This window comes from Actinocatenispora comari, from assembly GCF_017312725.1.
GTDB classification, from domain to species: Bacteria; Actinomycetota; Actinomycetes; order Mycobacteriales; family Micromonosporaceae; genus Actinocatenispora; species Actinocatenispora comari.
Genome location: NZ_BOPO01000074.1, coordinates 1 through 21,413 on the forward strand (window position 1 = coordinate 1; position 21,413 = coordinate 21,413).

Below are 21,413 nucleotides of genomic sequence, written 5' to 3' on the forward strand. Positions count from 1 at the left end.
CCGGAGCAGCCGAAGAAGTAGGAAGCGGATGCTGTGTTGGTCGGGGCCGCGTGGAGGTCCTGCAGGAGGCGTTCGTTGCGGCGTTGTCGACCTCGGATGGTCCGGAGCAGCCGAAGAAGTAGGAAGCGGATGCTGTGTTGGTCGGGGCCGCGTGGAGGTCCTGCAGGAGGCGTTCGTTGCGGCGTTGTCGACCTCGGATGGTCCGGAGCAGCCGAAGAAGTAGGAAGCGGATGCTGTGTTGGTCGGGGCCGCGTGGAGGTCCCGCAGGAGGCGTTCATCGCGGCGTTGTCGACCTCGGATGGTCCGGAGCAGCCGAAGAAGTAGCGTGTCTGTCCACTTCGGACGGTTTGTGGTCGTAGACTGGGCCGATGCTGGAGGTCGGTAGCCGGCGGCGCGCGCAGCCGCCACCACCGCGGGTGGTGTACGAGGCACTGGTCGAGCCGGAGCGCGATCCGGCCCGGCGCTGGCTGGTGCTGCTCGACGACGAGCGGGCGCCGCGGCTGATCGAGACCGATCCGCCGCGGCTGGTGGTCTGGTCCTCGCTGTGGGACAAGCGCCCCGACGCCACGGTACGGTTCGACATCGCCGCGGCGGCCTCGGGCCAGGGCAGCGACCTGCGTTGGACGCTGTTCGTCGCCGAGCCGGCGCCGGAGCCCGCCCTGCTCGGCCACCTGCGCAAGCGACTCAACGAACTGGTCAACGCGAACCTGCGGTACTCGTTCGGACAGTAGGCGGCATCGCCGGCCACGGGCGCGCCCGTCCGGCAGCCGATCGGTCGTGTCGGGCAGGACTCGCTGGTGGGCGAATCGTTTGTTCCGGCGGCGGCACCGATGACTTGTGTGGCCGCACGCCGTCGACACAGGTACTGGTACGCCACTCACCGCGGGAGGACGATGATGGGAACCATCGGGGTACACGAGTTCATCACGATCGACGGCATCATCTCCGAGCCGACCTGGACGATGGACTACCCGTTCGATCCGAAGATGGGCGCCGCGATCGGCGCGATGATGGCCGACTGCACGGCGATCCTGCTCGGCCGCACCACCTACGAGGGGTTCGCGCCGGCCTGGTCGTCCCGGACGGCGGAGGACGACCCGGGGGCGCCGTTCTTCAACGACACCCCGAAGTACGTGGTGTCGGGCACGATGACGGACGCGGAGTGGCAGCACTCGACGGTGCTCGGGCCGTACCAGCCGGAGACGATCCGGCAGCTCAAGGACCGGGTGGACGGCGGGATCTACGTCAGCGGCAGCGGTCGGCTGGTGCGCGCGATGCTCGCCGACCGGCTGGTCGACGAGCTGCACCTGTTCGTCTTCCCGCTCGCGCTGGGTAGCGGGCAGCGCCTTTTTCCGGATGCGGACGGGCCGGAGCGGCTCGCGCTGGCCGGCTGCGAGTCGTACGACAGTGGTGTGGTGCACCTGACCTACACGGCGGCCTGACGGTCCGATCTGCCGGTACCATGCCGGTTCGGGCGGTTGTCGCGCCGGCCGGGTGGTCCTCCACAGTGGACGGATCGGAGCCGTCCACTGTGGAGGGCGAACGTGTCGGTGCGAGTACGTTCCGTGAGCGTTTTTTGCCGTTGGCTGACCTGCCGGTAGCCTGTGGTGCCTGTTCGGACCGCGGTGGTCGGGTGGGGGTGTGGCAGGTGACGGTACGGCGCGACGGCACGCGCGCGACGCGGGTGTGGTGGCCGGTGCTGGTGGCGGTGCTCGCGATGCTGGGTGCGGTGCTGGTGGCGCCGGGTCCGGCGGCGGCCGACCCGGACGAGGGCGGCAGCGCCTCGGTCTACAAGAAGCTCGACGCGGCGGCCCGCAAGTACAACAACGCCAAGGCGAAGCTGGACGCCACCAAGAAGAAGCAGAAGCAGCTGACGAAGAGGATCGCGGCGACCAACCACACGGTCGACACGCTGTCCGACGAGGTCGGCAAGATCGCCGCGGTGCGCTACCGGCAGGGCCCGACCAGCCTGCTGACCCTCGCCCTGGACCAGCAGGGCAGCACGGACCTGCTGGCGATGGCCGACACGCTGACCTACCTGGGCCGGCAGGACACCCGGAAGATCGACGCGCTGGTGACGGCGCGGCGGGACCAGAAGAAGCAGCAGCAGGAGCTCGCCGAGACCGCGGCCAAGCAGCGCAAGCAGGTCGCCGAGCTGAAGAAGAGCCGGGACGCGGCGCAGAAGGCGGTCGACAAGATCAGTTCCGGCTCGTCCAGCGGGTACGGCGGCCAGTCCGCCTCGGCCGACCCGGCGCCGCGCAACCCGGACGGCAGCTGGCCGCCCGAGTCGTGCTCGGTGGACGATCCGACCACCGACGGCTGCATCACGCCGCGGATGCTGCACGCGTACCAGGAGGCGCGCAAGGCCGGCTACACCCGTTACACGGCCTGCTACCGCTCCGGCGAGGACGGCGGCGAGCATCCACGCGGGCGGGCCTGCGACTTCTCGGTGACCTCGGGTGGCTTCGGCGGCGCGGCGACCGGTGAGGCGAAGACCTACGGCGACAACCTGGCCGCCTGGTTCATCGCCAACTCCGGCCGGCTCGCCGTGCTCTACGTCATCTGGTACCGGCAGATCTGGATGCCCGGGGTGGGTTGGCAGCACTACGACCCGACCGGCGCGCCGTCGGTCGAGCACACCAACCACGTGCATCTGTCCGTGCAGTGACCTGGGTACGGTCGGGGTCATGACCACGCGCGCCGCGTACGACGAGATCGCCGACTGGTACGAGCACGAGTTCCTCGGCCCGGGCGACTCGATCGGCGTGGACGCCTCGCTGCGCGCGCTGCTCGACCCGGGCCGCGGGCCCTGCCTGGAGGTCTGCTGCGGCACTGGCGTGCACGCCCGCACGGTGCGCGAGCTCGGCTACACGCCGGTCGGGGTCGACCTGTCCGCCGGCATGCTCCGGTACGCGACGGGCCGGCTGCCGGTGGCCCGCGCCGACGCCTGCCGGCTGCCGGTGGCCACCGGCAGCGTGCCGGTGGTGCTGTCGATGATGGCGCACACCGACCTGCCCGACTATCCGGCGGTACTGGCCGAGATCGCCCGGGTGCTCGCCCCCGGCGGCGTGTTCGTGCACGTCGGCGTGCATCCGTGTTTCTGCGGCGGCTTCGCCGATCGCTCCGATCCGGACGCCGTGGTCGTGCGCCGCGGCTACCTCGACGGCCGGTGGACCACCGAGTCGTGGACCGACCGGGGCGTGCGGGACAAGGTCGGCGCGGTGCACTACCCGCTGCCCGTGCTGCTCAACGCGGTGCACGACGCCGGCCTGCGGGTGCGGCGCTTCGTGGAGTCCGGCGGCGAGGTGCCCACCGTCCTGTCCTTTCGCGCCACCGGCGCCGGCTGACCGGCACCCCCGACCTCGACCGGCGCCCGGGCGGCTCCGGGTGCCGGCTCGGCGGTGCTGGTCGGTGCCGGTACCGGCTATGCGGCGGCGTGTGCCGCGGCGGCGCGGAGCAGTTCGGCGCCGGTACGGTCCAGCCAGGTGTCGAACGTCATCAGTCCCGGGTAGCGGCGGCGCAGCGCGGGGATGTCGGCCTGCCAGCCGGCGAACGAGCTCCCGTCGTTGCGGACCTGCTGCGGTGGTGCCAGCGGCGTGGTGTCGATCGGGCGGCCGACCGCCGCCTCGATCCCGGCGGCGAGCTGCGCGCCGGTCACCTCGTCGCCGGCGATCTCCAGCTCGACCCCGCGGTACTCGTCGGGCCGGGTGAACGCGAGCGCGGCGAACGCGCCGATGTCGTCGACGGCGATGACCTGCACGGTGGTCTCCGGGGTGATCATCCGGATCAGTGCCGTGGCGCCGAAGGCGCCGTGCGGTCCGAGGCTCGCGTGGTTCTCCATGAACATCACCGGCCGCAGCACCGTGTAGGGCAGATCGAGGCTCCGGGTGTACTGCTCGAGCTGCCACTTGGTCTCCCACTGGTCGAACCCGGTGTCGCGGTCGGCTCCGCCGACCGAGGTGTAGACCAGGTGTTCGGCGCCGGCGGCGAGCGCGGCGTCGGCGACGTTGCGGCCCATCCGTACCTCCAGCGGGTCGTGCCGCGGCTGGGGGATGGCGGGCTGCGCGCTGAAGACGCCGTGGGCGCCGGCGGCGGCCCGGTCGAGGCTGTCGCGGTCGGTCATGTCGCCGGCGACGAGTTCGGCGCCGGCGGCGGCGAGCCGGGCCGCCGCGGGGCTGCCGGGGTCGCGGACCAGGGCACGGACCCGCCAGCCGGCGGCGAGCAGGTGCCGGGCGGTCGCCCCGCCCTGCTTGCCGGTCGCCCCGGTGACCAGCACGAGATTGTCGGACATGCTTCCCCCTACGATAAACTGGAGCAGTGCTCCGAACGGAGCGCTGCTCCAGATAATACGGAGCAGGGCTCCAGTTGTCCATGTGGGAGGCTGCCCGGCATGACCGACCCGAAGCGCGCGGACGCCCGCCGCAACCGCGACCAGCTGCTCGCCGTCGCGCGCGAGTCCTTCGCCGAGCACGGCACCGCCACCTCGCTGCGCGAGGTCGCCCGCCGCGCCGGTGTCGGCATCGGCACCCTGTACCGGCACTTCCCGACCCGCGAGGCGCTGCTGGAGACGCTGCTGTCCGACCGGTTCGACACCCTGCGTCAGGACGCCGTCGATCTCGCCGGCGAGCAGGACCAGCGCACCGCGCTGCTGCACTGGATCAGCCGGGTCGCGGCCGGCGCCGGCACCTACCGGGGGCTGCCCGAATCGGTCCGCACCGCGCTGCGAGACCACGACTCCCGGCTGCACGACAGCTGCGACGCGATGCGGAGAGCGGGCGGGGACCTGCTGCGCGCGGCCCAGCGGGCCGGCACCGTACGCGCCGACGCGACCATCGAGGACCTGCTCGCCGCCGCCACCGGCATCGCCTGGGCCAGCGAGAACTCCGCCGACCCGGCCGCGCTGACCGCCCGCCTGCTCGACTACTTGATGCACGGCCTCGCCATCGGCGACCGCTGAGCGGTCGCGCCGGCCGGCTCAGTCGGTGTCGAGCTGGTGATCGGCCCAGACGTAGGTCTCCGGCAGCAGCTCGACGATCCGGACGCCGCGCACCTGCTCGCCGTGCCCGACGACGACCGTGATCTCGGGGAAGTAGTCGAGCAGCACCTGCCGGCAGCGGCCACACGGCGGGATGACGCCGCGGCCCCGGTCACCCACCGCCACGATCGACTCCAGCTCGTACGCACCCTGCGCGGCCGCCGCGCCGATCACGACCAGCTCGGCGCACGGCCCACCGGTGAAGTGGTACGCGTTGACCGCGGTGACGATCCGCCCGTCCCGGGCCCGGGCCGCCGCGGCGACCGTGTGGTTGTCGCCCCGGCACCGGGTGGCGGCCACCTGCGTCGCCGCCTCGACCAGTTCGTGATCCACAGCGGCAGGAGCGTTCATCGTCTCGCTTTCGTACGCGCTGGGCGCCGGACGTCGCCGGTCAGCTCTTCTTCTTCGGGCCGTACACCTGGACCTGGACCGGGGGCGGCGTGTCGGAGGCGGCCTGCGCGGCGCCGACCGACTTCCACTCGCCGGAGTCGACCGTCCACCGCTTCGAGCCGTACTGCACCTGCTCGATGCCGGTCTGCGACGCGTACGCCACCAGCCAGTGCGCGAACTGCCAACCGGAGCGCTGCCCGTCGGTCGGCACGGTCAGCCCGGTAGCGCCGGCGTCGCGGGTGATCAGCGAGCTGCCCCAGTCGAGGCGCATCGCGGCGACCACCGCGTCGCGGGCAGCGCTGCCGCGCTTGGTCGGCCCGTCGTGCAGGCTGCAGGACAGCGCGCCGCCGGCCGAGCCGACCAGCGCGTTGGCCACCGTCTCCGCCTCCGGTGCCCACTTCTGGTACTCGTCGGGCGCGGCAGAGCGCTGCACCGCCTGCGCCGCCTCGGTCACCGACATGTCCTGCCAGCCGGGCACCGTGACCAGGTGGTCGTAGAAGGCGCCCGCGGCGTACCGCGGGTCCTGCAGCTGCTTCGGCTCGCCCCAGCCCTGGCTCGGCCGCTGCTGGAACAGCCCGACCGAGTCGCGGTCACCGCTCTCCAGGTTGGTCAGCTTGGACTCCTGCAGCGCGGTGGCGAGCGCCACCACGACCGCCCGGTCGGGCAGCCCGCGGCGCACCCCGACCGCGGAGATGGTGGCGGCGTTCGCGGTCTGGTCCGGGTTCAGCTCGAACTTCCCGTCACTGGTGTGCACCTGGCAGGTCGACAACAGCGGCGGATGGTAGGTCTTGCCGCTGCACGCGGCGATCGCCAGACCGGTCGCGACCGCGACGGCGCCGGCGAGCACGGCCCGCCCGCGCACCACCCGACCTCGCACAGCGTCTCCTTCGAGCCGAGCGGGGTCGACCCCGCGAGCCGCGGGCAGCGGTGCTGGTCGCCGCCCCTGTCCATTGTGCCGGGTGCCGTCGCCCACCGAGCCGGTACCGAAGACCGGACGGCGCCCGTGCGCCCCGATGCTAGAAGCCGGCGCCTATCGTCGGCGTACCGAAAACCGCCCGTGAGCTGGGCACCCGCCGCCCGGCGTGAAACCGGACACGTGGCCCCGGCCGGTCGGTGCCGTACCGGCCGCCCTCGCTCGCTGGCACCAGAGGGTCGACGGGGCGCCGAACCGCCGGCGGCTCGTGGCGGCGGGCGCCTCGGCGATGCGCCGGCCGGCCGTCGGGCGCGCTCAGCCGCGGCCGGGCGGTACCCACCGGGGCGCCCGCTTCTCCCGGAACGCGGCGACGCCCTCCCGGCCCTCGGCGGACAGGAAGTAGCCGCCGGACAGCTCCGCCAGCGCGTCGAGTTCGGGCCGGATCGGCGACTCGCCGTGCAGCAGCGCCTTCGCCCCGGCCAGCGCCCCGGGCGCGCCGCGCACCAGCGCGGCCACGTACCGCTCGACGGTGGCGTCCAGCTCGTCGGCCGGCACTGCGGCGGTGACCAGGCCCAGCTCCGCGGCCCGGCGGCCGTCGAACGTGTCGCCGGTCAGGTACAGCTCGGCGGCGGCGCGGGACGGCAACCGGCGCAGCACCGGCGCCGAGATCACCGCCGGGATCACCCCGAGCCGTACCTCGGTGAACGCGAACGTCGCGTCCTGCGCGGCGACGGCCAGGTCGCAGGCCGCGATCAGGCCCAGCCCGCCGGCCCGGGCCGCCCCGCCGACCCGGGCGACGACCGGCTTCGGTGCGTCCCAGATCGCCGCCAGCAGCGCCGGCATGTCCCCGGCCGGTACCTGGCCGGCCTCGCGGGCGGCGGCCGTCTCGGCCAGGTCGGCGCCGGCGCAGAACACCCGGCCCACGTGGTCGAGTAGAAGCACCCGTACCGCCTCGTCGGCCAGGGCGCGGTCGAGGGCGTCGAGCAGTTCGCGGATCAGCCGTCGGGACAGCGCGTTGCGGTTGGCGTCGCTGTCCAGGGTGAGGGTGGCCACACCGTCGGCCACCGCGTACCGCACCAGCGGTCGGGTGTCATCGGTCACCGCGTCAGACTAGTGGGATGGCCGCAGCTCTCCCGGACGCAGAACCGATGCCCGACGACGGCGCGCTGCCCGACTCCGCCCTCGCCGGGCGGCGGGAGCGCCCGTTCGGCATCTACGTGCACGTGCCGTTCTGCGCCAGCCGGTGCGGCTACTGCGACTTCAACACCTACACCGCCGACCAGCTGCCCGGCGCGAGCCGGGACGACTACCCCGACCTGGTACTGGCCGAGCTCGCCCGGGCCCGCCGCGTGCTCGGCGCCGAACAGACCCCGGTACGGACGGTGTTCTTCGGCGGCGGCACCCCCACCCTGCTGCCGCCCGACGCGCTGGCCCGGATCCTCGCCGGCATCGACGCCACCTTCGGGCTGGCGCCGGACGCCGAGATCACCACCGAGGCCAACCCCGAGTCGGTGACGCCGGCGTCGCTCGCGGCGCTGCGTCGGGCCGGGTTCACCCGCCTCTCGCTGGGCATGCAGTCGGCCGCCGAGCACGTGCTCGCCGTCCTGGACCGGCGGCACACGCCGGGCCGCGCGGTGGCCGCCGCCCGCGAGGCCGCCGCGGCCGGGTTCGAGCACGTCAACCTGGACCTGATCTACGGCACGCCGGGGGAGACCGCCGACGACTGGGAGGCGAGCCTGGACGCGGTGCTCGCCGCGGTCGCCGACGGCGTGGTCGACCACGTCTCGGCGTACTCGCTGATCGTCGAGGACGGCACCCGGCTCGCCGCCCGGATCACGCGCGGCGAGCTGCCGATGCCGTCCGACGACGTCGCCGCCGACCGCTACCTCGCCGCCGAGCGGCGGCTCACCGACGCCGGCCTGAGCTGGTACGAGGTGTCGAACTGGGCGGCGGACGACGCGGCCCGCTGCCGGCACAACCTGCTCTACTGGACCGGCGGCGACTGGTGGGGCCTGGGCCCCGGCGCGCACAGCCACATCGGCGGGGTGCGCTGGTGGAACCTCAAGCACCCCAGCCGGTACGCGCAGCGGCTGGCCGCCGGGCTGTCCCCGGGTGCCGGCCGGGAGATCCTCACCGCCGACGAGCGGCACACCGAGGACGTGCTGCTCGCCACCCGGTTGCGCACCGGCCTGGACCTGTCCGTACTGCCCGGGCCGGCGGTCGCCGCCGCCCACCGTGCCGCCGCCGACGGCCTGCTGGCCCCCGCCGACCTCGCCGCCGGCCGCGCGGTGCTCACCCTCGACGGCCGGCTGCTCGCCGACGCCGTGGTCCGTGACCTGCTCCCGGACTGACGGCTACTTCACCAGCGGGTAGGACAGCGGGTGCCGGTAGCACTCGCCGTTGTTGGCCTTGACCAGGGCGATGATGTTGAACACGAACGGCACCACCGGGATCAGCCGCAGCAGCCACGGTAACGGCCACAGGTGGACGAACCCGGCGCAGCCGGCGATGATCACCGCGATCAGGTCGATGATCGCCCAGGTCAGGTTGAAGTTGAGGGCGGAGACGGCGTGCGCGCGCAGCTTCGGCGACGTGTCGCCCTTGCTGAGCAGGGTGACCAGCGGGGCGACCCAGCCGAGCAGCCCGCCGAAGAAGATCCCGACCGCGGCGAGGGCGTGCGTGAGCACCGCCCAGTTGCGCTGTTCGGTGCTGTCGTAGCCGGGCGGGGCGGGGGATGGTCCGGTCATGCGGACACGGTACGCAACTGCCGGGTGGTGCGGTATCGCACCGGGCGGGAAGATCGACGCCAAGATCGGTAACGAGCGGCTCGGGCCGTCGGGGTCGTAGACTGGCACTCGTTGGTCAGGAGTGCCAGTGTGACGTGGCCGGGTTTGCGGGAGGTGGTCGCTGTGAGTCTCGACGAGCGCAAGTTGGAGGTTCTTCGCGCGATCGTCGAGGACTACATCGCCACCCAGGAGCCGGTCGGCAGCAAGAGCCTCGTCGAGCGGCACCAGCTGCGCGTCTCCTCCGCCACGGTGCGTAACGACATGGCGGCACTGGAAGACGAGGGATACATCCACCAGCCGCACACCAGCGCCGGCCGGGTGCCCACCGACAAGGGCTACCGGTTGTTCGTCGACCGGCTGTCGACCGTCAAGCCGCTGTCGCCGGCCGAGCGCCGGGCGATCCAGCGACTGCTGTCCGGCGCGGTCGACCTGGACGACATCGTGCACCGCACGGTGCGGCTGCTCGCCCAGCTGACCCGGCAGGTCGCGGTCGTGCAGTACCCGAGCCTGGCCCGCAGCACCGTGCGGCACCTGGAGCTGGTGATGCTCACCCCGACCCGGCTGATGCTGGTGATGATCACCAACACCGGCCGGGTGGAGCAGCGGCTGGTCGACATGCCCCTCCCGCTCGACGAGGACGACGTGCTCGACCTCCGCTCCAAGATCAACGACAAGCTGGCCGGCTGCCTGCTCTCCGACAGCCCGGTGCTGATCGAGACGCTGGTCGAGGAGACGGCGCAGCCGATGCGGCCGGCGATGGCGACCCTGTCCAACGTGCTGCTGGACACGCTGATCGAGCGCCGCGAGGAGCGCATCTCGCTCGCCGGCACCGCCAACCTCGCCCGCGGAACCGCGCTGGACTTCCCCGGCTCGTTCGGCGGCGTGCTGGAGGCGCTGGAAGAGGAGGTCGTGCTGCTCAAGCTGATCGGCGAGGTGGAATCGCCGACCACGCTGCGCATCCGCATCGGCGACGAGAACGAGTTCGAGGGGCTGCGCACGACCTCGGTGGTCAGCACCGGCTACGGCCCGGGGGCCGTGGTGGTCGGCGGCCTCGGGGTGCTCGGCCCGACCAGGATGGACTACCCCGGCACGATCGCGGCGGTGCGCGCCGTGGCACGCTACGTCGGCGAACTGCTGGCGCAGAACTAGCCGGCGAACGCTGGCGCGAAACCAGGCCCCCGCACCCCGGGCCGCCTACCGATACGACACGAAGGACACAGGACACCGCAGTGGCCAAGGACTACTACGCGATCCTCGGCGTGGGCCGCGAGGCCACGCCGGACGAGATCAAGCGGGCGTACCGGAAGCTTGCGCGCCAGTACCACCCGGACGTCAACTCCGAGCCGGACGCGCAGGACCGGTTCAAGGAGATCAACGCCGCCTACGAGGTGCTGTCCGACCCGCAGAAGCGGCAGATGGTCGACATGGGCGCCGACCCCCTCGCCCCCGGCGGCGGTGGGCCCGGCCCCGGCGGTCCGGGCGGACCGTTCGTCGGCTTCCAGGACATCATGGACGCGTTCTTCGGCGGTGCCGCCGGCGGCGCGAGCCGCGGCCCCCGGCCGCGTACCCGACCCGGCTCCGACGCGCTGATCCGGCTCGACCTGGATCTGGAGGAGACCGCGTTCGGCATCGAGGCGCCGCTGACCGTGGACACCGCCGCGGTCTGCGAGACCTGCCACGGCGAGGGCACCGCACCCGGTACCCACCCGGCCACCTGCGACATGTGCGGCGGCTCCGGTGAGGTGCAGAGCGTGCAGCGCACCTTCCTCGGCCAGGTGATGACCACCCGCCCGTGCGGCAACTGCCAGGGCTTCGGCACCGTCATCCCGAACCCGTGCCCCACCTGCGGCGGCGACGGCCGGGTGCAGACCCGGCGGACGGTGACGGTCAAGATCCCCGCCGGCATCGAGGACGGGATGCGCATCCGGCTCGCCGGCCAGGGTGAGGTCGGCCCCGGTGGCGGCCCGCCCGGCGACCTGTACGTGGAGATCCACGAGCGCTCCCACGACGTGTTCAGCCGCAAGGGCGAGGACCTGCACTGCCGGGTCGTGCTGCCGATGACCGCGGCCGCGCTGGGCACCCAGATGACGCTCAAGTCGCTGGACGGCGAGGAGAACGTCGAGGTCAAGCCCGGCACCCAGCCCGGCGCCACCATCAAGATCAAGAGCAAGGGCGTGCCCCGGCTGCGCGGCGGCGGCCGCGGCGACCTGTTCGTCCACCTGGACGTCAAGACACCGACCCGGCTCGACGCCGAGCAGGAGAAGCTGCTCAAGGAGCTGTCCAAGCTGCGCGGCGAGGAGACCATCGAACCGGCCCGGCCCGGCGGCGGCTTCTTCTCCCGGATGCGCGACGCGTTCAACGGGCACGCCTGACCGCCGTGCCGACCCCGATCCCCGCGCCGGCCGCCGCGGTCGCGTCGAACCCGGTCGCGGCGCACCGCCGGGGCCCGCGGTGACCGACGCGCTGTTCCTGGTGCCGTCGGTGCCCGAGTCCGGCAGCTACCGGCTGGACGGCGCCGAGGGCCACCACGCCGCCGACGTGGTACGGCTGCGGGTCGGCGAGACGCTGCGGCTCGGGGACGGCGCCGGCACGGTCGCCGACTGCGTCGTGTCCGCCGTGGCCAAGGGCGTGCTCGACGTCGAGGTCACCCGCCACCAGCGGCTACCGGCCCGCGAACCGCGGCTGGTCGTGGCGCAGGCGCTCGCCAAGGGCGACCGGGGCGAGCTCGCCGTCCAGGCGATGACCGAGGTCGGCGTGGACGAGATCGTGCCCTGGCAGGCGGCCCGGTCGGTGGCGCGCTGGCAGGGCGAGCGCGGCGCGCGCTCGCTCGAGCGCTGGCGGGCCACCGCGCGAGAGGCGGCCAAGCAGTCCCGCCGGGCCTGGCTGCCCACCGTGGCCGACCCGGTCGGTACCGCCGCGCTCGCCGGGCGTCTCGCCGGGGCCGCGGCGTACGTGCTGCACGAGGACGCGGACACGCCGCTCGCCACCGCGCCGCTGCCGTCGACCGGCACCGTACTGCTGGTGGTCGGGCCGGAGGGCGGCGTCGCCCCGGAGGAACTCGCCGCCTTCGTGGCCGCCGGCGCCACCCCGGTGCGCCTCGGCCCCGAGGTGCTGCGTACCTCCACCGCCGGTGTCGCCGCCCTCGCCGTCCTCTCCGCCGCCACCGGCCGCTGGCACTGACCCCCGGTGACCGCTGACCCCGGTGACTGCTGACCCCGGTGACTGCTGACCCCGGTGACCTGGTGCGGGACCCGGCGCCGGCCGCGGCCTAGGATGCAACCGTGACGGACTGTCTGTTCTGCAAGATCGTGGCGGGGGAGATCCCGGCGAAGATCGTCGACGACGCCGGGCGCACGCTGGCGTTCGCCGACATCGAGCCGCAGGCGCCGACGCACGTGCTGGTGATCACCAAGGAGCACCACCGCAACGCCGCCGAGGCCGCCGCGGCCGACCCGACGCTGGTGGGCGAGATCGTCACGACCGCGCACCGGGTGGCGCAGGCGGCCGGCGTGGCCGAGTCCGGCTACCGGCTGGTGTTCAACACCGGGCCGGACGCCAACCAGACCGTGCCGCACGTGCACTGCCACGTCCTCGGCGGCCGCACGATGACCTGGCCGCCCGGCTAGACGACCCCGGCCGCCGTGGCCACCGAGCCGGGCCGCCCGCCGACCCCGGCCGCAGCAGCACGGGTACCGGCGGCCCTGCCGCTCGGGCCGGATTCCCCTTGTCGAGATGGAGCAGCAGCGTGAGTTCAACCGATCAGCGGGCGACGCCGGCCGACGTCGCCCGGTACTACGAGCGGACGGTGCGGCGCGCCCAGCGCACCGCGCGGGTGCCCGCGGTACAGGTCGCGCTGCACCGCGCTGACCGTCCACTGTGGACGTTCGAGGTGGGCGAGGCCGGCAACGGGGTCACCCTCGACGCTGACACCCAGTTCCGGATCGGCTCGATCACCAAGACCTTCACCGCCGTACTGATCCTGCAGTGCCGCGACGACGGCCTGCTCGACCTCGACGACCCGGTCTCGGCGCACCTGTCCGTCCCGGCGCACGGTGACCTGACCGTCCGCCGGCTGCTCAGCCACACCGCCGGCCTGCAACGCGAACCGTACGGCGACATCTGGGACACCCTCGCCGTCCCCAGCCTGGCCGAGACGCTCGCCGGGCTGGAGCAGGCCGAGCGGATCCTGCCGCCCGGCCGCCGGTTCCACTACTCGAACCTGGCGTTCGCGCTGCTCGGCCACCTCGCCGCGGCCAAGCGCGGCGGCAGCTGGGCCGAGGTGCTCGCCGACCGCATCCTCACCCCGCTCGACCTGCCGCTGACCCTGTCGCCCGGGCCCAACGCCGCGACCGGCTACCTGGTCGACGCCTGGTCCGACCACGCCCGCCCGGAACCGCGTACCGACCTCGGTGGCGTCGCGCCCGCAGCGCAACTGTGGGGTACCGCCGCGCAGCTGGCCCGGTGGGGCGCGTTCCTCGCCGACCCGGCCGCGATCGACCCGAACGGCAAGGTGCTCAGCGCCGACACCCTGGTCGAGATGCGACACCCGACCGTGCTGCGCGACGAGCAGGTGTGGACCGCCGGCTGGGGCCTCGGCCTGATCGTCCGGCCCGGCCGCGACCGCGGTACCGACGTCGGCCACGGCGGCGCCATGCCCGGTTTCCTCGCCGAGACCTACGGCCGGGTGCCCGGCACCGACGACGACGTGCCCGGTGCCTTCGCCGCCGCCGTACTGCTGTCCGCCGGCAACGGTGACCGCGCCCTCGGCCTGTCCACCACGCTGCTGGACGCCGCGGTCGAGCGCGACCCGGCCGACATCCAGCCGTGGCGCATCGGCAGCCCGGTACCGGAGGAGTGGGCCGGCCTGCTCGGGCACTGGTGGGGCGAGGGCTTCGAGTACGTGTTCCGCTGGCGCGACGGGCACCTGGAGGCCAGCGGCGCGGACGATGCGCCCGGGGTACCGCCGGCGGTGTTCGGGATCGAGGGGCCCGACCTGCTGCGTTCGGTGTCCGGACGCGAGATCGGCGAGCCGCTGCGGCTGACCCGTGACGAGCAGGGCCGGATCGTGCGGCTGCACTGGGCGACGTACCGGTTCACCCGGGAGCAGCAGACCTTCGACGGCGTCTGGGCGAGCCGCCCCTGACCTGCGCCGGTACGGCCGCACCCGGCAGGCCTCGCTCCAACGGGGGCTCGACAGCCGTTGCCGTGGGCGCACGAACCTGCCGACCTGGCCAGACCTTTCTGGCGATCCGGTCGGTATCCGGGCAAAACGCGCCGGAAACGCGGCGCGGCCCGGGCGCCCCGGCGGATACGATGGTCACCAACAGCCACCGAGACGTCTGGAGGCATGGCCCGCAGCGGCCAACCCATGACCAGTAGCGCAGCCGACCTGCGGCATGCCCGGGTAACGACCAAGATCACGGTCCCCGACCCGCACACCATGGTGAGCCTGCTCGGTGCCCGTGACGAGCTGCTCAAGCTGGTGGAGCGCTCGGTCAAGAGCGACGTGCACGTCCGGGGCAACGAGATCACCCTCACCGGCGAGCCGGCCGACAACGCCCTCGCCGAGCGGCTCTTCGCGGAGCTGCTGGAGCTCATCGAGAAAGGCGAAACGCTGACCGAAGACGCGGTCCGGCGCACCGTCGGCATGCTCGAACAGGGCACCGAGGAGCGTCCGGCGGAGGTGCTGACCCTCAACATCCTGTCCCGGCGCGGTCGGACGATCCGGCCCAAGACGCTGGGCCAGAAGCGCTACGTGGACGCCATCGACAGCCACACGATCGTGTTCGGCATCGGCCCTGCCGGTACCGGCAAGACCTACCTGGCGATGGCGAAGGCGGTGCAGGCGCTGCAGGCCAAGCAGGTCAACCGGATCATCCTGACCCGCCCGGCGGTCGAGGCCGGCGAGCGGCTCGGCTTCCTGCCCGGCACCCTGTACGAGAAGATCGACCCGTACCTGCGCCCGCTGTACGACGCGCTGCACGACATGGTCGACCCCGACTCGATCCCCCGCCTCACCACCAACGGCACCATCGAGGTCGCCCCCCTGGCGTACATGCGGGGCCGCACGCTCAATGATGCGTTCATCGTGCTGGACGAGGCGCAGAACACGACTCCCGAGCAGATGAAGATGTTCCTCACCCGGCTCGGGTTCGGCTCGAAGGTCGTGGTGACCGGCGACGTGACCCAGGTCGACCTGCCCGGCGGCACCCGCAGCGGGCTGCGGGTGGTGCGCGACATCCTGGGCGACCTGGAGGACGTGCACTTCTCCACGCTGGGTTCGGCGGACGTGGTGCGGCACAAGCTGGTCAGCCAGATCGTCGACGCGTACGACAAGTGGGACGCCGAGCACGAGGACGACGACCGCCCGGCCCGGCGCCGGCGCTGACCGACACCAGTAGAAGAGGACCCGTGTCCATCGAGATCAGTAACGAGTCCGGGGTCGAGGTCGACACCGACGCGGTGCTCGACGTTGCCCGCTACACCCTGGACCAGATGCAGGTCAACCCGCTCGCCGAGCTGTCGGTGCTGCTGGTCGACGTGCCGTACATGACGGAGCTGAACCACCGGTGGATGGGCGGCGACGGCCCGACCGACGTGCTGGCGTTCCCGATGGACGAGGTGGGTGCCGGTCCGGACCGCGGCCCGAGCGCGCCGGGCGCCGAGGTCAGCGAGCCGGCGATGCTGGGCGACATCGTGTTGTGCCCGGAGGTGGCGGCCAAGCAGGCGTCCGCGGCCGGGCACAGTGCGGCGGACGAGATGCACCTGCTGACGGTGCACGGCGTGCTGCACATCCTCGGGTACGACCACGCCGAGCCGGAGGAGGAGCGGGAGATGTTCGCGTTGCAGAACAAGCTGCTCAGCCGCTGGCAGGCCGCCCGGGACGGGCGAGAGGTGCCGGAGCAGGCCTGATGGCGGGACGCGGCGGCTCGACGCCACCTCGTGCTCGGCGCTGCCGATGCGGGGTGCCGGTCGGGTGAGTCCGATGGTCCTGTTGGTGGCCGCGGCGCTGGTGGTGCTGGCCGGTCTGATCGCGATGACCGAGGCGGCGCTGTCCTCGGCGTCGAAGGCGCGGGCCGGTGAACTGGTCCGGGAGGGCGGCCGGGGGGCGCGCACCCTGGTGTCGATCCTGGGTGACCTGCCCCGGCACCTGAACCTGCTGCTGTTGCTGCGGCTGGTGTGCGAGCTCGCGGCGACCACGGTGGTGGCGTTCGTGACCGTCGATGCCTGGGGTACGGGCTGGCTCGCGGCGCTGGTGACGGCCGGGTCGATGACGGTGGTCAGTTTCGTGGTGGTCGGGGTCGGGCCGCGCACGCTGGGCCGGCAGAACCCGTACCGGGTGGGGCTGGTGGCGGCGCCGATCGTGCGGTGGCTGGGCCGGGCGCTGGGGCCGCTGGCGACGCTGCTGATCCTGGTCGGTAACGCGATGACGCCGGGCAAGGGGTTCCGGGAGGGGCCGTTCACCACCCAGGTGGAGCTGCGCGAGCTGGTGGATCTGGCCGAGCAGCGCGGGGTGGTGGAGCACGACGAGCGCGAGCTGCTGCACTCGGTGTTCACCTTCGGTGACCGGATCGCGCGCGAGGTGATGGTGCCGCGTACCGAGATGGTGTGGATCGCGGCGGGCAAGGCGGCGCGGCAGGCGCTGGCGTTGGCGCTGCGGTCGGGGTTCTCCCGGGTGCCGGTGATCGGCGAGAGCGTCGACGACGTGCTGGGGGTGGCGTACCTGAAGGATCTGGTGCGGCGCACCCAGGGCCAGTCGGGGCAGGTGCCGGTGTCGGAGGTGATGCGCCCGGCGGAGTTCATCCCGGAGTCCAAGCCGGTGGACGATCTGCTCAGCCAGATGCAGGTGCAGCGGATCCACATGGCGATCGTGGTCGACGAGTACGGCGGGACGGCCGGGCTGGTGACCATCGAGGACATCCTGGAGGAGATCGTCGGCGAGATCACCGACGAGTACGACGTGGAGCGGCCGCCGGTGGAGCAGCTGCCGGACGGGTCGGTGCGGGTCAGCGCGCGGCTGCCGGTGGAGGATCTGGGTGAGCTGTTCGGGCTGGATCTGGTCGGCGACGACGTGGAGACCGTGTCCGGGCTGCTCGCGCAGGAGTTGGGCCGGGTGCCGCTCGCGGGTGCGTCCGCGACGGTGTCCGGGTTGCGGTTGACCGCGGAGGGGACGACGGGGCGCCGCAACCACATCGATACCGTGCTGGTGCGCCGGGTGCAGCCGCCGGCGACCGACGATGATCGTGAGGAACAGACAGCAGATGCCTGAGACGTTGCGGCCGGCGGCGGCCGAGTTGGATGCCGAGGACGCGAAGCTGGTCACGTTGAGCCGGGCGGCGCGTGGCCGGGTGGGTGCGGCGGAGGGTGCGGCGGTGCGCGACACCGACGGCCGGACGTACGCGGCGGCCAGCGTGACGTTGCCGTCGCTGGCGCTGTCGGCGCTGCAGGCGGCGGTGGCGCAGGCGGTGTCGGCGGGTGCGCCGGGGCTGGAGGCGGCGGCGGTGGTGACCGCGGCGGATGCGGTGGACGAGCCGGGGCTGGCCGCGGTGCGCGATCTGGCCGGCGCGGCGCCGGTGCTGCTGGCCGGCGTCGACGGTACGGTGCTCGGCGCCTACCGTGGCTGAGCCGGAGTTCCGGGCCGGGTTCGGTTGCCTGGTGGGTCGGCCGAACGCGGGCAAGTCGACGCTGACCAACGCCCTGGTGGGCGAGAAGGTCGCGATCACCAGCGACAAGCCGCAGACGACCCGGCGGGCCATCCGCGGCATCGTGAACCGGTCGGGTGCCCAGCTGGTGCTGGTGGACACACCGGGGCTGCACCGACCCCGGACGCTGCTCGGCGAGCGGTTGAACGACCTGGTCGCCGAGACCTGGTCGGATGTGGACGTGATCGGGCTGTGCGTGCCGGCGAACGAGCCGATCGGGCCGGGTGACCGGTTCATCGTCCGCGCGTTGCAGGATGTGCGCGCGACGAAGCTCGCGATCGTCACGAAGACCGACCTGGCCGACCGGGAGACCGTGGCGCAGCAGCTGCTGGCGGTCTCCGCGCTGGCCGACTTCGCCGAGGTGGTACCGGTCTCGGCGGTGTCGGGTGAGCAGGTGGAGCTGGTGGCGGAGCTGATGATCGGTCAGCTGCCGCCCTCGCCGATGCTCTACCCGGACGACGTGGCGACCGACGAGCCGACCCGGGTGCGGATCGCCGAGTTCATCCGCGAGGCCGCCCTGGAGGGGGTGCGGGACGAGCTGCCGCACTCGATCGCGGTGCTGGTCGAGGAGATGACCGAGGAGACCACCCGCGCCGGCGAGCCGTTGACCCGCATCTACGCCGACCTGTACATCGAGCGGCCGAGCCAGAAGGCGATCGTGATCGGCCGTGGCGGGGAGCGGCTGCGGCGGGTCGGTGCCGCGGCGCGGACCCAGATCGAGCAGCTGCTGGGTACGAAGGTGTTCCTGGATCTGCACATCCGGGTGGCGAAGGAGTGGCAGCGCGACCCGAAGCAGTTGCGCAAGCTCGGATTCTGACGACTGTCGGTGATCGTCCGACGAACGTTTGGTGAGCATCGCTTGCGGTCTGGGGCGGTGGGACGGTTACTCGTATCATCGAGCGCGTATGTCGCCAGACCCGCCCGCCCCCGGACGGCATCGGTGATCGTCGATCGGCCGGTCCGGGGCGCCCCGTCGAGGCAACGAGGAGCGTACGCATGCGACGTCGCGGAGCAACCCAGCCGCCGGCGAGCCGCCTGCCGTCCAGGCGAAGCGGCGGGTTCATCTCGGTGGGTCTGGTGCTGGCGATGTCGGTGGGCCTGGTCGGCACCGTGCTCGGGGTCGGCGCGACCAGCCGCTCGCTGGACGTGGCGGACGGCAACGTGTGGCTGTGGAGCAGCAAGCCCGGCCAGGTCAGCCGGGTCAACGCGAACTCCGGCCGGGTCGACCAGAACCAGCCGCTGACCGACTCCCGCGGCCACCGCGTCGAGATCACCCAGAACGACAAGTACCTGCTGCTGCACGACCTGGACTCCGGCAAGGTGACCTCGGTCGACCTGACCCGGATGGGCTTCACCGGGTCGCTTCAGGTCACCAAGGGCTCCGGCGTGCGGGTCGCGCTGTCCGGCGACAAGGCGGCACTGATCGACCAGCGCACCGGCGAGATCCGCGGCTTCGACCCGGGCACGCTGCGCACCACCGGGGCGAAGCTGCAGCTGCCGGCGCCGCTGGCCGGCGGTGACTTCGACGCGTCCGGCAAGCTGTGGGTCGGTGTGCCGTCCCAGGGCACGGTGGCGTCGGTGTCGGTGACGACCAAGAAGGCCGCGGTGGCACGGACCGAGTCGGCCACCCCGCCCGGCCACCCGATGGCGGTGTCGGTGCTCGACCACGGGGTGCTCGCGGCGGACACGTCGGGCCGCGACATCGCGGTGGTGACCGACAAGGTGACCACGCTGACCGCGCCGCAGCCGTTGACCGGTGCGACGGTGCCGGCCCGTACGGTCGGGAACCTGGCCGTGGTGACGCTGCCGAAGTCGGGCCAGGTGCTGCCGGTCGGGCTGTCCAAGCCGACCCGGCCGACCGCGTTCGACCTGCCGGACGGGGTCACCCCCGACCCGGCGACGCCGTTCTCCGGCCGCATCTACGTGCCGGACGTCAAGCACCACCAGGTGCTGGTGTTCGACAAGTCCGGCAAGAACCTGGGCACGCTGGGCCTCGCCGGCGCGCAGGGTCCGTTGGAACTGCAGGTGCGTGAGGGGCACCTGACCATCAACGCGCCGGACGCCTCGGTGGCCCGGGTGGTCGACCCGGACGGGGTGACCCGGGTGGTCGACAAGTACCGCACCGACGTGCCGGGCGGCGACGGTGACCTGTCGGTGATCGCCGCGCCGGCGCCCGGCGACAACGGCAAGCACGGCGGCAACGGCGGGCACGGCCGCGGCGGCGACGGCGCGCAGGGTCCGGGGCAGCAGCACACCGGCCCGCCGAGCCCACCGATCCCGGTGACCGCGCTGGCCGGCGACCACCAGGTGTCGCTGTCGTGGCCGCAGCCGGCGGTCAACGGCGCCCCGATCCAGCAGTACACGGTGAGCTGGGACGGCGGTCACCGCACGTTCGGTGCCGGTACCCGGACGACCTCGATCACCGGGCTCCACAATGGACAGTCCTACTCGTTCGCGGTGACCGCGACGAACAAGTTCGGCACCTCGCCGGAGGCGCTGTCCGACCGGGTGACGCCCGGCGGCAAGACCCCCGACGTGCCGCAGAACGTCAAGGCGACGGTGACCGACAAGGGCCAGGTCACGGTCAGCTGGGGCAAGGCCGACCAGGCCCGCGACTACGTGGTGCAGCCGTCCGGCGGTGCCGGCAGCCAGATCGTCAACTCGACCTCGGCCACGTTCGACTCGTTGACCGGCGGCCAGTCGTACACGTTCACGGTCACCTCGCGCGGCGCCAACGGCCGCGCCAGCGACCCCAGCTCCCCGAGCAACGCCGTGACCCCGTTCACGGCGCCGGGCGCTCCGCAGGTGTCGGTCAGCGGTACCGACCAGAGCAGCGTGACGGTCAGCTGGCCGCCCGCCGCGGACAACGGCAGCAAGATCACGCAGTACTACGTCCAGCTCGACGGCGGCGCGGCCCAGAAGGAGTCGGCGACGCGGCACACGTTCGGCAACCTGCAGCCGGCGACGAAGCACACCATCACCGTGTGGGCGGAGAACGCCGCCGGGGCGGGTGAGAAGACGAGTGTGTCGGCGACCACGGGCAAACCACCCGCGCCCACCGTGTCGGTCTCGGTGACCGGCAAGACCACCACCTCGCTCACGGTGCAGGTCAGCGTCAAGGGCGCGGCGACCAAGTGCACCGTCGCGCTCAACGGCGGCAGCAGCCAGTCGTGTGCGACTGGTAACAGTTCGCACACGTTCTCTGGGCTACATCCGTCGTCGACCTATAAGTTCACCGCGACGGTCACCGACGCCTACCAGCAGTCGGCCACCGGCACGGCGTCGGGTAACACCACGGTGATCAGCACCAGGAACGCCTGCCAGAACGCGCAACCGAACTGCACGGTGGGCATCTACGACATTCCCCACCAGCCCAAGGAGGGTGGGACCAAGGTCGGTGACTGGGCGCAGGGTTCGCCGGTCAACATCGAGTGCAAGGCGACCGGGCAGAGCATCTACGCGTACAACCAGAACGGCAACCGGCGAAGCACCGTCTGGCTCAAGATTCCGAGCAGCGGCTACGTGCCGTGGGCGTACTCGGACATGAGCACCGGCACCCGCGACTCGTTGCCGACCTGTTGATCGAC

The 21,413-nt window shown here is 72.7% G+C and carries 22 protein-coding genes; 17 read left to right on the forward strand and 5 right to left on the reverse strand.

Features of this window, described 5'->3' with window-relative positions; all coding sequences use genetic code 11:
• The first annotated feature begins 368 nt into the window (after positions 1 to 368).
• The 4 genes from NUM_RS19380 to NUM_RS19395 all read left to right on the forward strand — a co-directional run bounded on the left by NUM_RS19380 (position 369) and on the right by NUM_RS19395 (position 3,347).
• The gene (locus NUM_RS19380) at positions 369 to 731 is read left to right on the forward strand and encodes a hypothetical protein (RefSeq protein WP_207126307.1); all 363 of its coding nucleotides are present in this window, start codon (positions 369 to 371) and stop codon (positions 729 to 731) included.
• A 162-nt stretch (positions 732 to 893) separates the two neighbouring features.
• Positions 894 to 1,442 carry a dihydrofolate reductase family protein gene (locus NUM_RS19385; protein ID WP_207126308.1) on the forward strand — a complete coding sequence of 183 codons (549 nt, stop codon included), beginning with the start codon at positions 894 to 896 and terminating at the stop codon, positions 1,440 to 1,442.
• A 191-nt stretch (positions 1,443 to 1,633) separates the two neighbouring features.
• Positions 1,634 to 2,668, forward strand: a complete 1,035-nt coding sequence (locus tag NUM_RS19390) for a coiled-coil domain-containing protein (protein ID WP_225918701.1) — start codon at positions 1,634 to 1,636, stop codon at positions 2,666 to 2,668.
• Between the two features lie 19 nt (positions 2,669 to 2,687).
• Positions 2,688 to 3,347 (forward strand): class I SAM-dependent methyltransferase, encoded by a 660-nt coding sequence (locus NUM_RS19395; RefSeq protein ID WP_207126309.1) that lies wholly within the window; start codon positions 2,688 to 2,690, stop codon positions 3,345 to 3,347.
• Between the two features lie 77 nt (positions 3,348 to 3,424).
• Here the strand turns inward: NUM_RS19395 and NUM_RS19400 are convergent, their stop codons facing one another.
• On the reverse strand, positions 3,425 to 4,291 hold the full coding sequence (locus tag NUM_RS19400) for an NmrA/HSCARG family protein (protein ID WP_207126310.1): 867 nt from the start codon (positions 4,289 to 4,291) through the stop codon (positions 3,425 to 3,427).
• A gap of 99 nt (positions 4,292 to 4,390) precedes the next feature.
• Here NUM_RS19400 and NUM_RS19405 point away from each other — a divergent pair, with 99 nt between their 5' ends.
• Positions 4,391 to 4,957 carry a TetR/AcrR family transcriptional regulator gene (locus tag NUM_RS19405; protein ID WP_207126311.1) on the forward strand — a complete coding sequence of 189 codons (567 nt, stop codon included), beginning with the start codon at positions 4,391 to 4,393 and terminating at the stop codon, positions 4,955 to 4,957.
• 18 nt (positions 4,958 to 4,975) lie between these two features.
• Here NUM_RS19405 and NUM_RS19410 read toward each other — a convergent pair whose 3' ends face one another.
• From NUM_RS19410 to NUM_RS19420, 3 genes are all read right to left on the reverse strand, one after another.
• On the reverse strand, positions 4,976 to 5,386 hold the full coding sequence (locus NUM_RS19410) for a cytidine deaminase family protein (protein ID WP_207126312.1): 411 nt from the start codon (positions 5,384 to 5,386) through the stop codon (positions 4,976 to 4,978).
• A 40-nt stretch (positions 5,387 to 5,426) separates the two neighbouring features.
• The gene (locus NUM_RS19415; RefSeq protein ID WP_207126313.1) at positions 5,427 to 6,302 is read right to left on the reverse strand and encodes a hypothetical protein; all 876 of its coding nucleotides are present in this window, start codon (positions 6,300 to 6,302) and stop codon (positions 5,427 to 5,429) included.
• A gap of 351 nt (positions 6,303 to 6,653) precedes the next feature.
• The gene (locus tag NUM_RS19420; RefSeq protein WP_225918702.1) at positions 6,654 to 7,439 is read right to left on the reverse strand and encodes an enoyl-CoA hydratase-related protein; all 786 of its coding nucleotides are present in this window, start codon (positions 7,437 to 7,439) and stop codon (positions 6,654 to 6,656) included.
• Positions 7,440 to 7,456: 17 nt separating this feature from the next.
• Between NUM_RS19420 and hemW the strand changes: the two genes are divergently transcribed.
• Positions 7,457 to 8,689 carry a radical SAM family heme chaperone HemW gene (hemW, locus tag NUM_RS19425; protein ID WP_207126314.1) on the forward strand — a complete coding sequence of 411 codons (1,233 nt, stop codon included), beginning with the start codon at positions 7,457 to 7,459 and terminating at the stop codon, positions 8,687 to 8,689.
• A gap of 3 nt (positions 8,690 to 8,692) precedes the next feature.
• Here hemW and NUM_RS19430 read toward each other — a convergent pair whose 3' ends face one another.
• Positions 8,693 to 9,085: a DUF4870 domain-containing protein gene (locus NUM_RS19430; protein WP_207126315.1), complete on the reverse strand. Its 393-nt coding sequence runs from the start codon at positions 9,083 to 9,085 to the stop codon at positions 8,693 to 8,695.
• 162 nt (positions 9,086 to 9,247) lie between these two features.
• Here NUM_RS19430 and hrcA point away from each other — a divergent pair, with 162 nt between their 5' ends.
• From hrcA to NUM_RS19485, 11 genes are all read left to right on the forward strand, one after another.
• Positions 9,248 to 10,273, forward strand: coding sequence for a heat-inducible transcriptional repressor HrcA (hrcA, locus tag NUM_RS19435; RefSeq protein WP_207126316.1), 1,026 nt, complete (start codon positions 9,248 to 9,250; stop codon positions 10,271 to 10,273).
• An 80-nt stretch (positions 10,274 to 10,353) separates the two neighbouring features.
• Positions 10,354 to 11,496 carry a molecular chaperone DnaJ gene (gene dnaJ, locus NUM_RS19440; RefSeq protein ID WP_207126317.1) on the forward strand — a complete coding sequence of 381 codons (1,143 nt, stop codon included), beginning with the start codon at positions 10,354 to 10,356 and terminating at the stop codon, positions 11,494 to 11,496.
• Positions 11,497 to 11,575: 79 nt separating this feature from the next.
• Positions 11,576 to 12,304, forward strand: coding sequence for a 16S rRNA (uracil(1498)-N(3))-methyltransferase (locus NUM_RS19445; protein WP_207126318.1), 729 nt, complete (start codon positions 11,576 to 11,578; stop codon positions 12,302 to 12,304).
• A gap of 101 nt (positions 12,305 to 12,405) precedes the next feature.
• Positions 12,406 to 12,750, forward strand: coding sequence for a histidine triad nucleotide-binding protein (locus NUM_RS19450; RefSeq protein ID WP_207126319.1), 345 nt, complete (start codon positions 12,406 to 12,408; stop codon positions 12,748 to 12,750).
• Between the two features lie 119 nt (positions 12,751 to 12,869).
• Positions 12,870 to 14,267 (forward strand): serine hydrolase domain-containing protein, encoded by a 1,398-nt coding sequence (locus NUM_RS19455; protein WP_207126320.1) that lies wholly within the window; start codon positions 12,870 to 12,872, stop codon positions 14,265 to 14,267.
• A gap of 225 nt (positions 14,268 to 14,492) precedes the next feature.
• Positions 14,493 to 15,512 carry a PhoH family protein gene (locus tag NUM_RS19460; RefSeq protein ID WP_225918703.1) on the forward strand — a complete coding sequence of 340 codons (1,020 nt, stop codon included), beginning with the start codon at positions 14,493 to 14,495 and terminating at the stop codon, positions 15,510 to 15,512.
• Positions 15,513 to 15,535: 23 nt separating this feature from the next.
• Positions 15,536 to 16,036, forward strand: coding sequence for an rRNA maturation RNase YbeY (gene ybeY, locus NUM_RS19465; RefSeq protein WP_207126322.1), 501 nt, complete (start codon positions 15,536 to 15,538; stop codon positions 16,034 to 16,036).
• Positions 16,037 to 16,109: 73 nt separating this feature from the next.
• Complete coding sequence (locus NUM_RS19470; RefSeq protein WP_308440580.1) at positions 16,110 to 17,393, forward strand: hemolysin family protein; 1,284 nt, start codon at positions 16,110 to 16,112, stop codon at positions 17,391 to 17,393.
• The gene (locus NUM_RS19475; protein ID WP_207126324.1) at positions 17,386 to 17,748 is read left to right on the forward strand and encodes a cytidine deaminase; all 363 of its coding nucleotides are present in this window, start codon (positions 17,386 to 17,388) and stop codon (positions 17,746 to 17,748) included. The genes NUM_RS19470 and NUM_RS19475 overlap by 8 nt, the downstream gene beginning before the upstream one ends.
• Positions 17,741 to 18,643 (forward strand): GTPase Era, encoded by a 903-nt coding sequence (gene era / locus NUM_RS19480; protein WP_225918704.1) that lies wholly within the window; start codon positions 17,741 to 17,743, stop codon positions 18,641 to 18,643. The genes NUM_RS19475 and era overlap by 8 nt, the downstream gene beginning before the upstream one ends.
• 179 nt (positions 18,644 to 18,822) lie before the next feature.
• Positions 18,823 to 21,408 carry a fibronectin type III domain-containing protein gene (locus tag NUM_RS19485; protein ID WP_207126326.1) on the forward strand — a complete coding sequence of 862 codons (2,586 nt, stop codon included), beginning with the start codon at positions 18,823 to 18,825 and terminating at the stop codon, positions 21,406 to 21,408.
• Positions 21,409 to 21,413 lie beyond the last annotated feature (5 nt).

Coding starts and splice junctions, on each gene's coding strand:
- NUM_RS19410 (WP_207126312.1), bottom strand. CDS start 5,386: ATGAACGCTCCTGCCGCTGTGGATCACGAACTGGTCGAGGCGGCGACG.
- NUM_RS19395 (WP_207126309.1), top strand. CDS start 2,688: ATGACCACGCGCGCCGCGTACGACGAGATCGCCGACTGGTACGAGCAC.
- NUM_RS19380 (WP_207126307.1), top strand. CDS start 369: ATGCTGGAGGTCGGTAGCCGGCGGCGCGCGCAGCCGCCACCACCGCGG.
- NUM_RS19430 (WP_207126315.1), bottom strand. CDS start 9,085: ATGACCGGACCATCCCCCGCCCCGCCCGGCTACGACAGCACCGAACAG.
- NUM_RS19400 (WP_207126310.1), bottom strand. CDS start 4,291: ATGTCCGACAATCTCGTGCTGGTCACCGGGGCGACCGGCAAGCAGGGC.
- NUM_RS19405 (WP_207126311.1), top strand. CDS start 4,391: ATGACCGACCCGAAGCGCGCGGACGCCCGCCGCAACCGCGACCAGCTG.
- NUM_RS19470 (WP_308440580.1), top strand. CDS start 16,110: ATGGTCCTGTTGGTGGCCGCGGCGCTGGTGGTGCTGGCCGGTCTGATC.
- NUM_RS19485 (WP_207126326.1), top strand. CDS start 18,823: ATGCGACGTCGCGGAGCAACCCAGCCGCCGGCGAGCCGCCTGCCGTCC.
- NUM_RS19460 (WP_225918703.1), top strand. CDS start 14,493: ATGACCAGTAGCGCAGCCGACCTGCGGCATGCCCGGGTAACGACCAAG.
- NUM_RS19475 (WP_207126324.1), top strand. CDS start 17,386: ATGCCTGAGACGTTGCGGCCGGCGGCGGCCGAGTTGGATGCCGAGGAC.
- NUM_RS19385 (WP_207126308.1), top strand. CDS start 894: ATGATGGGAACCATCGGGGTACACGAGTTCATCACGATCGACGGCATC.
- hemW (WP_207126314.1), top strand. CDS start 7,457: ATGGCCGCAGCTCTCCCGGACGCAGAACCGATGCCCGACGACGGCGCG.